The sequence below is a fragment of the Nocardioides sp. NPDC087217 genome, from assembly GCF_044744805.1.
In the GTDB taxonomy this organism is placed as follows: domain Bacteria; phylum Actinomycetota; class Actinomycetes; order Propionibacteriales; family Nocardioidaceae; genus Nocardioides.
The window spans coordinates 1,094,498-1,107,706 of the sequence record NZ_JBIUZB010000002.1 but is presented as its reverse complement, the minus strand read 5'-3'; the positions used below and the strand labels follow the sequence as shown (position 1 = coordinate 1,107,706).

At 70.1% G+C, this 13,209-nt stretch carries 11 protein-coding genes; all 11 read left to right on the top strand.

All coding sequences use genetic code 11. The features are described from left to right. Positions 1-58: 58 nt before the first annotated feature. The 11 genes from carA to ACIO3S_RS12680 all read left to right on the top strand — a co-directional run bounded on the left by carA (position 59) and on the right by ACIO3S_RS12680 (position 13,165). Positions 59-1,195, top strand: coding sequence for a glutamine-hydrolyzing carbamoyl-phosphate synthase small subunit (gene carA / locus ACIO3S_RS12730; RefSeq protein ID WP_400463781.1), 1,137 nt, complete (start codon positions 59-61; stop codon positions 1,193-1,195). 3 nt (positions 1,196-1,198) lie between these two features. Next, positions 1,199-4,534 carry a carbamoyl-phosphate synthase large subunit gene (gene carB / locus ACIO3S_RS12725; RefSeq protein ID WP_400463778.1) on the top strand — a complete coding sequence of 1,112 codons (3,336 nt, stop codon included), beginning with the start codon at positions 1,199-1,201 and terminating at the stop codon, positions 4,532-4,534. Beyond that, entirely contained in the window at positions 4,531-5,571 is a 1,041-nt protein-coding gene (locus ACIO3S_RS12720; protein WP_400463775.1) for a quinone-dependent dihydroorotate dehydrogenase, read from the top strand. Before carB ends, ACIO3S_RS12720 begins: the two co-directional genes overlap by 4 nt. After that, on the top strand, positions 5,568-6,395 hold the full coding sequence (gene pyrF / locus ACIO3S_RS12715; RefSeq protein WP_400463772.1) for an orotidine-5'-phosphate decarboxylase: 828 nt from the start codon (positions 5,568-5,570) through the stop codon (positions 6,393-6,395). The genes ACIO3S_RS12720 and pyrF overlap by 4 nt, the downstream gene beginning before the upstream one ends. A gap of 12 nt (positions 6,396-6,407) precedes the next feature. Beyond that, positions 6,408-6,857: a hypothetical protein gene (locus ACIO3S_RS12710; RefSeq protein ID WP_400463769.1), complete on the top strand. Its 450-nt coding sequence runs from the start codon at positions 6,408-6,410 to the stop codon at positions 6,855-6,857. Between the two features lie 164 nt (positions 6,858-7,021). Continuing rightward, positions 7,022-7,342, top strand: a complete 321-nt coding sequence (gene mihF, locus ACIO3S_RS12705; RefSeq protein WP_168381123.1) for an integration host factor, actinobacterial type — start codon at positions 7,022-7,024, stop codon at positions 7,340-7,342. After that, positions 7,339-7,974, top strand: a complete 636-nt coding sequence (gmk, locus tag ACIO3S_RS12700) for a guanylate kinase (protein WP_400463765.1) — start codon at positions 7,339-7,341, stop codon at positions 7,972-7,974. The genes mihF and gmk overlap by 4 nt, the downstream gene beginning before the upstream one ends. Positions 7,975-7,981: 7 nt before the next feature. Further along, on the top strand, positions 7,982-8,308 hold the full coding sequence (gene rpoZ, locus ACIO3S_RS12695; protein WP_160022984.1) for a DNA-directed RNA polymerase subunit omega: 327 nt from the start codon (positions 7,982-7,984) through the stop codon (positions 8,306-8,308). A 70-nt stretch (positions 8,309-8,378) separates the two neighbouring features. Continuing rightward, on the top strand, positions 8,379-9,590 hold the full coding sequence (coaBC, locus tag ACIO3S_RS12690; RefSeq protein WP_400463762.1) for a bifunctional phosphopantothenoylcysteine decarboxylase/phosphopantothenate--cysteine ligase CoaBC: 1,212 nt from the start codon (positions 8,379-8,381) through the stop codon (positions 9,588-9,590). A 129-nt stretch (positions 9,591-9,719) separates the two neighbouring features. Beyond that, positions 9,720-10,919 (top strand): methionine adenosyltransferase, encoded by a 1,200-nt coding sequence (gene metK, locus ACIO3S_RS12685; protein WP_160022986.1) that lies wholly within the window; start codon positions 9,720-9,722, stop codon positions 10,917-10,919. 176 nt (positions 10,920-11,095) lie between these two features. After that, on the top strand, positions 11,096-13,165 hold the full coding sequence (locus tag ACIO3S_RS12680) for a primosomal protein N' (protein WP_400463759.1): 2,070 nt from the start codon (positions 11,096-11,098) through the stop codon (positions 13,163-13,165). Positions 13,166-13,209 lie beyond the last annotated feature (44 nt).

Sequence of the window (13,209 nt, the reverse complement as noted above, 5' to 3'; positions counted from 1 at the left end):
AGCAAGTTGACCGACATCCTTTAAGCACCGTCCCGTGAGGCGGAGAAGGAGGTACGGCGTGCCGCTGCATGCCCACAAAGAAGCACTCCTCGTACTCGAGGATGGTCGATCGTTCCGGGGGGAGTCGTTCGGTGCCGAGGGTGAGACCTTCGGCGAGGCGGTCTTCTCCACCGGTATGACGGGCTACCAGGAGACGCTGACCGACCCGAGCTACCACCAGCAGGTGGTCGTGATGACCGCCCCGCACGTCGGCAACACCGGCGTGAACGACGAGGACCCCGAGTCCCGTCGGATCTGGGTGGCCGGATACGTCGTACGCGACCCAGCCCGGGTCCCCTCCAACTGGCGTGCCCAGCGCACCCTCGACGACGAGCTCCGCGACCAGTCCGTCGTGGGCATCGCGGGCATCGACACCCGCGCCCTGACCCGCCACCTGCGTGAGCGCGGCGCGATGCGCGTCGGGATCTCGACGATCGAGACCGACCCCGAGGTCCTGCTCGAGAAGGTGCTCGCCAGCGCCGAGATGAGCGGTGCGAACCTCTCCGACGCGGTCAGCACCCAGGAGGCGTACGTCGTCCCCGCGAAGGGCGAGAAGCGGTTCACCGTCGCGGCCCTCGACCTGGGCATCAAGGAGATGACCCCGGAGCGGATGGCGGAGCGCGGCATCGAGGTCCACGTCCTCCCGGCGACCGCGTCCCTCGAGGACGTCCTCGCCACGAAGCCGGACGGGCTCTTCTACTCCAACGGCCCCGGCGACCCCGCCGCGACCACCGGCCAGGTCGAACTGCTCAAGGCGGCGCTGGCCGAGAACATCCCCTACTTCGGGATCTGCTTCGGCAACCAGCTCTTCGGCCGCGCGCTCGGTTTCGGGACGTACAAGCTGAAGTACGGTCACCGCGGGATCAACCAGCCGGTCATGGACCTCACCACCCGCAAGGTCGAGGTGACCGCCCACAACCACGGCTTCGCCGTCGACGCGCCGATCGGTGAGGAGACGAAGACCGAATACGGCATCGCGACCGTCTCCCACGTCAACCTCAACGACGACTGTGTCGAGGGCCTCGAGCTCAAGGACGCCGAGACCGGGAAGCTCAAGGGCTTCTCCGTCCAGTACCACCCGGAGGCAGCGGCCGGCCCGCACGATGCCGCCTACCTCTTCGACCGGTTCATCTCTCTCATGGCGAAGGAGGTCTGAGCGATGCCCAAGCGCGAGGACATCAAGTCCGTGCTCGTGATCGGCTCCGGGCCGATCGTCATCGGCCAGGCCTGCGAGTTCGACTACTCCGGCACCCAGGCCTGTCGCGTGCTGCGCGAGGAGGGGATCCGGGTCGTTCTGGTGAACTCCAACCCGGCCACGATCATGACCGACCCGGAGTTCGCCGACGCGACCTACGTCGAGCCGATCACCCCGGAGTTCGTCGAGAAGGTCATCGCCAAGGAGCGCCCCGACGCGCTCCTGGCCACCCTCGGCGGCCAGACCGCGCTCAACTGCGCGGTGGCGCTGGACGAGCGCGGGATCCTGGAGAAGTACGACGTCGAGCTGATCGGCGCGAGCATCGACGCCATCCAGCGCGGTGAGAACCGCGAGGAGTTCAAGAAGATCGTCGCCGAGCTCGGCGGCGAGAGCGCCAAGTCGGTCATCTGCCACAGCATCGACGACCTGCTCGCGGGCGCCGAGGAGCTCGGCTACCCCGTGGTCATCCGGCCGAGCTTCACCATGGGTGGCTCGGGCTCGGGCTTCGCGTACAACGAGACCGAGCTGCGGCGCCTGGGCGGCGCCGGCCTCGCGGCCAGCCCCACCACCGAGGTGCTCCTGGAGGAGTCCATCCTCGGCTGGAAGGAGTACGAGCTCGAGGTCATGCGCGACCGCAAGGACAACTCGGTCATCGTCTGCTCGATCGAGAACCTCGACCCGATGGGCGTGCACACCGGCGACTCGATCACCGTCGCCCCGGCGTTGACGCTGACCGACCGCGAGTACCAGAAGCTGCGCGACCTGGCGATCGGCATCATCCGCGCCGTCGGCGTGGACACCGGCGGCTGCAACATCCAGTACGCCGTCAACCCGGCCGACGGCCGGATCATCGTCATCGAGATGAACCCGCGTGTCTCGCGGTCCTCGGCGCTGGCCTCCAAGGCGACCGGCTACCCGATCGCCAAGATCGCCGCGAAGGTCGCGATCGGCTACACCCTCGACGAGATCGAGAACGACATCACCGCCGGGCCGAACGGCTCCACCGCCGCCTCGTTCGAGCCGACCCTCGACTACGTCGTGGTCAAGGTCCCGCGCTTCGCCTTCGAGAAGTTCCCGGGCGCCGACACGACCCTGACCACCCACATGAAGAGCGTGGGCGAGGCGATGGCGATCGGCCGCAACTTCACCGAGGCCCTCCAGAAGGCGCTGCGCAGCCTGGAGAAGCCCGAGGCGGTCTTCGACTGGACCCAGGAGGTCGTCGAGCTCGACAAACCCGCGCTGCTGGAGGAGATCAAGGTCCCCACCGACGGCCGGCTCAAGCGGGTCATGGACGCGATCCGCTCCGGCGCGACGCCGGAGGAGATCTTCGAGAGCACCAGGATCGACCCCTGGTTCGTCGACCAGCTCTTCCTGATCAACGAGATCGCCCAGGAGATCATCGCGGCCCCCGAGCTGACCGCCGATGTGCTCCGCTACGCCAAGCGCCACGGCTTCTCCGACTACCAGCTCGGCAAGATGCGCGGCATGACGGCCGACGTGGTCCGAGGCGTTCGCCACGCGCTGAACATCCGCCCGGTCTACAAGACGGTCGACACCTGTGCGGCCGAGTTCGAGGCGCGTACGCCCTACCACTACTCCTCCTACGACGAGGAGACCGAGGTCGCGCCCCGGGAGAAGGAGGCCGTGATCATCCTCGGCTCCGGACCCAACCGGATCGGGCAGGGGATCGAGTTCGACTACTCCTGCGTGCACGCCTCCCTCGCGCTGAGCGAGGCCGGCTACGAGACCGTGATGGTCAACTGCAACCCCGAGACGGTGAGCACCGACTACGACACCTCCGACCGGCTCTACTTCGAGCCGCTCACCCTGGAGGACGTGCTCGAGATCGTCCACGCCGAGCAGCAGGCCGGACCGGTGGTCGGGGTCATCTGCCAGCTCGGCGGCCAGACCCCGCTGGGTCTCGCGCAGGCGCTCAAGGACAACGGGGTGCCGATCGTCGGCACCAGCCCCGAGGCCATCCACCTCGCCGAGGAGCGCGGTGCCTTCGGCCGGGTGCTCCACAAGGCCGGTCTGGTCGCGCCGAAGCACGGCATGGCCACCACGTTCAACGAGGCCCGCGAGATCGCCGACGAGATCGGCTACCCGGTCCTGGTGCGTCCCTCCTACGTCCTCGGCGGCCGCGGCATGCAGATCGTCTACGACGACGAGGCGCTGCGCTCCTACATCGAGGCGGCGACCGAGGTCACCCCGGACAAGCCGGTGATGGTCGACAAGTTCGTCGACGACGCGGTCGAGATCGACGTCGACGCCCTCTACGACGGCACCGAGCTGTTCCTGGGCGGCGTCATGGAGCACATCGAGGAGGCCGGGATCCACTCCGGTGACTCCTCCTGCGCGCTGCCGCCGATCACCCTCGGCGCCGCCGAGGTCGAGCGCATCCGCGTGGCCACCCTGGCGATCGCCGAAGGCGTCGGCGTACGCGGCCTCCTCAACATCCAGTACGCGCTCGGCTCCGACGTGCTCTACGTCATCGAGGCCAACCCGCGCGCCTCCCGCACCGTCCCGTTCGTCTCCAAGGCGACCGCGACCCCGCTGGCCAAGGCCGCGGCGCGGGTGATGCTCGGCGAGTCGATCGCGGACCTGCGTACGGCCGGCGTGCTCCCGGCGACTGGCGACGGTGGCGCGCTGCCGCCGAACCAGCCGATCGCGGTCAAGGAAGCGGTCATGCCGTTCAACCGGTTCCGCACCCCAGAGGGTCAGCAGGTCGACACCGTGCTCGGCCCGGAGATGAAGTCGACCGGCGAGGTCATGGGGCTCGACTCCGACTTCGGCCGTGCCTTCGCCAAGAGCCAGGCCGGTGCGTTCGGCCCGCTGCCGACCCAGGGCCGCATCTTCGTCTCGATGGCCAACCGCGACAAGCGCACCATGATCTTCCCGATCAAGGTACTTGCCGACCACGGCTTCGAGATCTTCGCGACCGAGGGCACCGCCGAGGTGCTGCGCCGCAACGGCGTGCCCTCGCGGCTGATGCGCAAGCACTCCGAGGGCACCGGGCCCGATGGCGAGAAGACCACCGTCCAGCGGATCCTCGACGGCGAGGTCGACCTGGTCATCAACACGCCCAACGGCACCTCCAACGCCAAGTCCGCCCGGATGGACGGCTACGAGATCCGCACCGCCGCGGTGATGGCCAACATCGCCTGCATCACCACGGTCCAGGGCCTCGGCGCCGCCGTACAGGGCATCGAGGCGCTGCGGCGCGGTGAGATCGACGTACGCAGCCTGCAGGAGTGGCGCGACGTCGTCGGCCACCACGACGGCGGGGTGTCGTCGAAGTGAAGGCCTACCGGACCCTGTTCGACAAGGTGCTGACGAAGACGGATCCGGAGCGTGCCCACCAGCAGGCGTTCGCCGCGATCCGCGCGGCCGGCCCGGCGCTGTCCAGGACACGTACGCCGGGATCCCCGGTGCACGCGATGGGGCTCACCTTCCCGAACGTGATCGGCCTGGCCGCGGGCTTCGACAAGAACGCGGTCGGGATCGACGCGCTGGGCGGGCTCGGCTTCGGGCACGTGGAGATCGGCACGGTCACGGGGGAGGGGCAGCCGGGCAATCCGGCACCGCGCCTCTTCCGGCTGCCCTCCGACCGCGCCGTGATCAACCGGATGGGCTTCAACAACGACGGAGCCGAGGCGGTCGCCGCCAGGCTGGCGAGCCGTCTGGAGCGCCGTGGCACGGCCGCCGGCGGGCCCATCCTCGGCATCAACATCGGCAAGACCAAGCTCGTGCCGGAGGACGACCAGTCGGCCGTCGAGGCCGACTACGCCAAGTCGGCCCGGCTGCTGGCTCCTTACGCCGACTACCTGGTGGTCAACGTCTCCTCGCCCAACACGCCCGGCCTGCGCAGCCTGCAGTCGGTCGAGAAGCTGCAGCCGCTGCTGGAGCACGTCCGCTCCATCGCCGACCAGGTCACCAAGCACCGGGTCCCGCTGCTGGTCAAGATCGCGCCGGACCTGGCCGACTCCGACGTCGTCGAGGTCGCCGACCTGGCCAGCGCGATCGGCCTGGACGGGATCATCGCGACCAACACCACCATCGGCCGCGAGCACCTCGCCTCGGCGCCCGCCGAGATCACCGCGGCCGGTGCCGGCGGACTCTCCGGCGCCCCGCTCAAGGCGCGGGCGCTCGACGTCCTGCGGCTCCTCCGCAGCCGGGTCAGCCCCGAGATGACGCTGGTCGGTGTGGGTGGCATCGCCACCGTCGAGGACGCCCGCGAGCGTCTCGCCGCCGGTGCCGACCTGCTCCAGGGCTACACCGGGTTCATCTATGAAGGTCCAGGCTACGCCCGCCGGATCGCGAACGGAGTCCGCCGATGAGCTTTGGTGCCCGCTACGTCGCCGCTCTCGCCGAGCGGGGGCGGCTCTGTGCCGGGATCGACCCGCACGCCTCGCTGCTCCTCGACTGGGGCCTCGACGACGACCTCGCCGGCCTGGAGAGGTTCGCCCTGACCGCGGTCGAGGGTCTGGCCCCCCATGTCCCCGTCGTCAAGCCGCAGAGCGCCTTCTACGAGCGTTTCGGCTCGCGTGGCGTCGCGGTGCTGGAGCGGGTCATCGCCGAGTCGAAGGCGGCCGGCGCGCTGGTGCTCCTCGACATCAAGCGCGGCGACATCGGCTCCACCAGCCAGGCGTACGCCGACGCCTACCTCGATCCCGCGAGCCCGCTCGGCAGCGACGCGGTGACCGTGAGCCCCTATCTGGGCTTCGGCTCGCTGACCCCGTTCGTCGAGACGGCCACGAAGTTCGACGCCGGGCTGTTCGTGCTCGCCCTGACCTCCAACAAGGAGGGCCCCGAGGTGCAGCACGCGACGGTCGAGGACGGCCGCAGCGTCGGCCGGGTCATGCTCGACCACCTGCGCCGGCTGAACGAGTCCGAGACCCCGCTGGGGTCGTTCGGCGCGGTCGTCGGCGCGACGATCGACGGCGCGGACGGTGCGGGGGTGGCGTACGACTTCGGGTTCAACGGCCCCATCCTGGCGCCGGGCTTCGGTGAGCAGGGCGGCACCCCGGGCGACCTCGCCCGGATCTTCGGTTCCGCCAACGCCAACGTGGTCGCCAGCACCAGCCGCGGACTGCTGCGCAAGGGCCCGGACGTGGCCGCGCTGCGCGACGAGGCCCTGAGGCTGCGAGACGAGCTCGGCTGAGACACTGGCGCCATGACCAGTCTCCGGATGGCCGCCCAGTTCCTCGTCCTGCCGATCCTCGCCACGGGCCTGAGCTCGTGCGGTGATCCGATCGACGACTACTGCGAGTCCCTCAGGGGCCACCAGGAGCAGCTGACGAACACCCTGGGCGAGGATGGCACCAGCGGGCTGATCGCCGCCCTGCCGATCTTCGAGGACCTCGAGCGCAATGCGCCCGACGACATCGCGAAGGACTGGAAGACGCTGACGGGGGCGATCTCGGGGCTCAGCGCGGCTCTGGAGGACGCCGGCGTCTCGGCCGACGACTTCGAGAACGGTGAGCCGCCCGAGGGCGTCAGCGACGCCGAGGCGAAGAAGATCGCCGACGCGGCCACGAAGGTGAGCAGCACGGAGACGCAGGAGGCGTCCGTACGCGTCCAGCAGCAGGCCCGGGACGTCTGTCACACGTCCTTGACGCTGTGAACCGAATGGACACCAGTTAGGCGACCCCGATTGCCGCCCCGGCAACGTAATGGCTAGATTGGCGCGAGCGCTTACTTTCAGCGCTCAGCCGGGGGGCACGATCCCTGTACCGCGCGACCCGGTTGCCCTGTCGACTACACATTTGATCGTGAAAGGGAGTCTTCGTGGCTCTGCCTCCGGACATCACCCCTGAACAGCGCGCTGCCGCGCTCGTCAAAGCCGCGGCCTCGCGCCAGGAGAGGGCTGCTGTCAAGAACAAGGTCCGCACTGGCGGCATGTCCGTCCTCGAGGTCATCGAGGAAGGGAAGAAGAACGAGGTCGTCGGCAAGATGAAGGTCATCGACCTGCTGACCTCCCACCCCGGCCTCGGTGAGGTGCGGGCAACCCAGATGATGGAGCGTCTCGGCATCGCGATGAGCCGCCGTGTGCAGGGCCTCGGCCCCAAGCAGGTGGCCGCGCTGGTCGAGGAGTTCGCTCGCCGATGAGTCTGATGACGGACGAGAAGACCCCGACCGGTGCCGGCGATGGCCACGAGAAGCGACTGGTCGTCCTGGCCGGTCCGACCGCGGTCGGCAAAGGCACCGTCTCCGCGGCGGTGCGCGACGACCACCCCGAGGTCTTCTTGTCCGTCTCGGCGACGACCCGCAAGCCACGCGCTGGCGAGGTCCACGGTGTGCACTACCTGTTCGTCTCCGACGAGGAGTTCGACGCCATGATCGCCGGCGGCGAGTTGCTGGAGTGGGCCACGGTCCACAACATGGCGCGCTACGGCACCCCTCGCGGTCCCGTCGACAAGGCGCTGGCCGAGGGACGCCCGGCGATGCTCGAGATCGACCTGCAGGGCGCCCGGCTCGTGCGCGAGACCATGCCCGAGGCGATCTTCGTCTTCCTGGCTCCGCCGAGCTGGGAAGAGCTCGTACGCCGGCTGGTCGGTCGAGGCACCGAGACCGAGGCCGAGCGGGAGCGCCGCCTGCAGACCGCGCGGGTCGAACTGGCGGCGGAGAAGGAGTTCGACGTGACGATCGTTAACCACGAAGTTCATCAGGCAGCCGATGAGTTGGTAACCTTGATGACGCTCGGGCTTCCGAGCAAGAAATCCGACCAAGCCGACAAGTGAGGCTCACGTGGCTGCCCCTCAGATCGACGCCCAGGGCGTGACCAACCCCTCGATCGACGACCTGCTGACGAAGACCGACAGCAAGTACAAGCTGGTTCTCTACAGCGCCCAGCGGGCTCGCCAGATCAACGCCTACTACTCCCAGCTCGGCGAAGGCCTCCTCGAGTACGTCGGCCCGCTGGTCGACACCCACGTTCAGGAGAAGCCCCTCTCGATCGCGCTGCGCGAGATCAACGAGGACCTGCTGACCTGCGAGGACATCGACCCGGCCGAGCTGGCCGCCCAGGCTGCGGCTCAGGCTGCCGCTGCCGAGGCGCCTGCCGGCGACGCCTGATCGTCCAGGTCCTCCGCTGTCCACCAACAGCACCACTTCGGCCGCTCCCCTCGAGGGGGAGCGGCCGCGCGTGGTCTTAGGGGTCGCCGGCGGCATCGCCGCCTACAAAGCGGCCGAGCTGCTACGCCGGTTCACCGAGTCCGGCCATGACGTGACCGTGGTCCCCACGGCCGCCGCCCTCGAGTTCGTCGGCGCCCCCACCTGGGCGGCGCTGTCGGGCAAGGAGATCGCCACCGGCGTCTTCGAGAACATCACCGAGGTCCCGCACGTACGCATCGGGCAGCAGGCCCACCTCGTCGTGGTCGCGCCCGCGACCGCCAACACGCTCGCCCGCGCGGCCCACGGCCTCGCGGACGATCTGCTCAGCAACGTACTGCTCACCGCGCGCTGTCCGGTCGTGTTCGCCCCGGCGATGCACACCGAGATGTGGGAGCACCCGGCGACCCAGGCCAACGTCGCCACCCTGCGCGAGCGCGGCAACATCGTCATCGAGCCCGCCGAGGGCCGACTGACCGGCAAGGACACCGGCAAGGGCCGCCTGCCCGAGCCGGCCGAGATCTTCGAGCTCTCGCGTGCGGTCCTCGCCCATGGCGGGCGCGCCGATCTCGTCGGTCGTCGCGTCGTCGTCTCGGCCGGCGGCACCCGGGAGTACCTGGACCCGGTCCGCTTCCTCGGCAACCGCTCCTCGGGGCTCCAGGGCTACGCCATCGCCCGGGCCGCGGCCGCCCGAGGCGCCGAGGTGACCCTGGTCGCCGCCAACGTGACCCTGCCGGACCCGGCCGGCCTGAAGGTCGTACGTGTCGGCACCACCGCCGAGCTGCGCGACGCCGTCGTCTCCGCGGCCACCGGTGCGGACGCGGTCGTCATGGCAGCCGCCCCTGCCGACTTCCGGCCGACCGGGGTGAGCGAGGCCAAGATCAAGAAGGCGGCCGACGGGTCGGCGCCGACGATCGAGCTCATGCAGAACCCCGACATCCTGGCTGAGCTCTCCCACCACCGGACCAAGCCCGGCCAGGTCGTCGTGGGATTCGCGGCCGAGACGGGCGACGCGACCGGCTCGGTGCTCGAGCTCGCCACGGCCAAGCTGAAGCGGAAGGGCTGTGACCTGCTCGTCGTCAACGACGTCAGCGGCGGCGCGGTCTTCGGCAGCGAGGTCAACAAGGCAGTCATCCTGGGCGCCGACGGAGGCCACGTCGACGTGCAGGAAGGGGCGAAATCCGCCCTTGCAGAGGTGATCTGGGACCAGATCTCCTTACGCCTGGATGAACAACGTACAAACTGACGACACGCCACGCGCCACGATGAGGACCACCCCTGCGGTCCTGGGGTTCGGGGTCTATGTTTGTCGACCAGAACGATTGACGTTTGCCTACCTGTTCAAACCACACGAACCTTTGAAACGGAGCTACACGTGACCGGACGTCTCTTCACGTCGGAGTCGGTGACCGAGGGGCACCCGGACAAGATCGCCGACCAGATCAGCGACACCGTGCTCGACTACCTGCTCGAGCACGACCCCAAGAGCCGGGTGGCTGTCGAGACCCTGCTCACCACCGGCTTGGTCGTCGTCGCCGGCGAGGTGACCACCGACGCCTACGCGCCGGTCGCCCAGCTCGTGCGCCAGAAGATCCTCGACATCGGCTACGACTCCTCCCTCAAGGGCTTCGACGGCCACTCCTGCGGCGTCCAGGTCGCCATCGGCGCCCAGAGCCAGGACATCGCCCAGGGCGTCGACACCGCCGAGGAGCACCGCCTAGAGAGCTCGGTCGACGAGCTCGACCTGCAGGGTGCCGGCGACCAGGGCCTGATGTTCGGCTACGCCTGCGACGACACGCCCGAGCTGTTCCCGCTGCCCATCAAGATGGCGCAGACGCTGGCCGAGAAGCTGACCGCGGTCCGCAAGGACGGCACGCTGGACTACCTGCGTCCCGACGGCAAGACCCAGGTCACCATCGAGTACGACGACGAGGGCCGCGCCGTGCGCGTGGACACCGTCGTCCTCTCGACGCAGCACTCCGAGGAGACCACTCAGGAGCAGTTGCACGCCGACATCAAGAAGTACGTCATCGAGCCGGTGCTCGAGCAGTTCAAGTCGTCGGTTCCCTTCGACGGCTACAAGCTCCACATCAACCCGACCGGCCGCTTCGTCGTCGGTGGCCCGATGGGTGACGCCGGCCTGACCGGCCGCAAGATCATCGTCGACACCTACGGCGGCATGGCCCGCCACGGCGGCGGCGCCTTCTCGGGCAAGGACCCGTCGAAGGTCGACCGGTCGGCTGCGTACGCCATGCGCTGGGTGGCCAAGAACATCGTCGCCGCGGGCCTGGCCCGTCGCGCCGAGGTCCAGGTCGCCTACGCCATCGGCAAGGCCCAGCCCGTCGGCGTCTTCGTGGAGACCTTCGGCACCCACACCGTGCCCGAGGCCAACATCCAGAAGGCCGTCCTCGAGGTCTTCGACCTCCGCCCGGCCGCGATCCTGCGCGACCTCGACCTGCTCCGCCCGATCTACGCCAAGACCGCCGCGTACGGTCACTTCGGCCGCGAGCTCCCCGAGTTCACCTGGGAGCGCACCGACCGCGCCGACGCCCTCAAGGCTGCTGCCGGCGCCTGAGCGGTAGGAATACCCGGTTAACCGGGTATTCCTGCACTTCTCAGGCATTGCAACACCTGAGAAGTGCAGGAAAAGCCAGAGAAGTCCGGCGTCCGTCCCATCACAGACGGGCGCCGGTGGCGTTTGCGGGGTCGGCGCCGCTGGGTTGTCGGCGGCTGCTGGTAGAAATGACCCCTGTGAGCCGGGGACCGCAGGAGGCAGCCGGGGCAGCGGAGCTGGAGCTGCCCGGGCTGGTTCGCGACCGGGTCAAGGAGGGCCGGGCGAAGGCCGCGGCGACGCGGGCACGAAAGGCCGCCGAGGCGTCGATCGCCGAGGTCGATCCGGTCGCCAAGGTCCTGGTCGACCTGCCGATGGCCCACCTGGACCGGCCCTTCGACTATGCGGTCCCGGCCTCGATGGCCGAGGAGGCCCAGCCCGGGGTCCGGGTGAAGGTGCGGTTCGGTCCCAAGGACGTCGACGGGTTCGTCGTGGAGCGGGCCGAAGCCTCCGAGCACGCGAACCTGCAGCCGCTCAAGCGGGTCGTCAGCTCCGAGCCGGTGCTCACGCCGCAGGTGGCGGCACTGAGCGAGTCGGTCGCCCGGCGCTACGCCGGTGCCCGTGCCGACGTGCTCAGGCTGGCGATCCCGCCCCGGCACGCTTCGACCGAGAAGGAGCCCTCAGCGGTCGCCCCGGCCGGGCGGCCCTTCGACGCCGCCGCCGCGGCAGCGGCGTGGGCGGGGCACGAGCCGGCGGCCGCGTTCCTACGACATCTGGCCTCCGGCGGGGCGCCGCGAGCGGTCTGGCACGCCGCGGCCGGCACCGACCACGCCGACCTGATCGCTCATGCCACCGCGACGACGCTGGCCTCCGGACGCGGCGCGCTGGTCGTGGTGCCGGACTGGAAGGACCTCGCCCGCCTCGACACCGCGATGACGAAAGTGCTGGGGGAGGGGCAGCATGCCGTGCTGGCCGCCGACGCTGGGCCGGCCTCGCGCTACCGGGAGTTCCTGCGGGTCGCCCGGGGCACGGTGAAGGTGGCGATCGGCACCCGCGCGGCCGCCTTCGCGCCGGTGCACGACCTCGGGCTGGTGGTCGTCTGGGACGACGGCGACGACCTGCTCGCCGAGCAGCGCTCGCCCTACCCGCACGCGCGTGACGTGCTGCTGCTGCGGGCGGAGCAGGAGCAGGCGGCCACCCTGGTGGGTGGCTTCGCGCGGACCGTGGAGGCAGGGTTCCTGGCCGAGACCGGCTGGGCGCAGGAGATCCGGCCCACCCGGGCGCTGGCCCGCGAGCGGGTGAGCATCGAGATCACCGGCGACACCGACTTCGACCTCGAGAAGGACCCGCTCACCCGCGCCTCCCGGGTGCCCCGCGAGGCCCACGAGATCATCCGGGCGGCACTGGCCACCGGACCTGTCCTGCTGCAGACGCCGCGGCGCGGATATGCGGCCTCGCTGGCCTGCGACCGGTGCCGTACGCCGGCCAGGTGCTCGGCCTGCCAGGGGCCGCTCCAGCTCGGGGGGCCGGCCGCGCCGCCGACGTGCGGCTGGTGCGGTCACGTCGAGGCGGCCTGGGCGTGCGGAGCCTGCGGCGGGTTCGGGCTGCGGGCGCCGATCATCGGTGAGGCGCGTACGGCCGAGGAGATGGGTCGGTCCTTCGCCGGGGTCCGGGTGGTGACCTCCTCGGCGGGGGCGGTCAAGCAGACGGTGCCGGGCACTCCGGCGATCGTGGTCGCGACCATCGGCGCCGAGCCCGTCGCCGAGGGTGGCTATGCCGGGGTGCTGCTGCTCGACACCTGGCTGCTGCTGGGACGGCCGGATCTGCGTATGGACGAGGAGGCGCTGCGCCGCTGGAGCAACGCCGCCGGGCTGGTGCGGCCCGGTGGGCGGGTCCTGGTCGTCGGCGACCCGGCGCTGTCGGTGCTACAGGCGCTGGTGCGCTGGGACCAGCCCGGGTTCGCCCAGCGCGAGGCGGCCGCCCGGCAGGAGGCCCACCTCCCGCCGGCGTCGCGGCTGGCCACCATCACCGGCACTCCCGGAGCGCTCGACGACGCGCTCACCCTGCTGGCGCTCCCGCTCGGCGCGGAGGTGCTCGGTCCGGTGCCCGCCGAGCCCACGTCGACCGGTGAGCCACGGCTTCGCGCGGTCGTACGGGTCCCGCGATCCCTCGGAGTGAGGCTCACCGAGGCGCTCGGGGAGCTGCAGCGAGTGCGCTCGGCGCGCAAGCTCGACCCGGTGCGGGTCCAGGTGGATCCGCCGACGCTCTGAGCGAGCGCCCCGCCGCGTAAAGTGGTCCCGACACGCTCGACCAC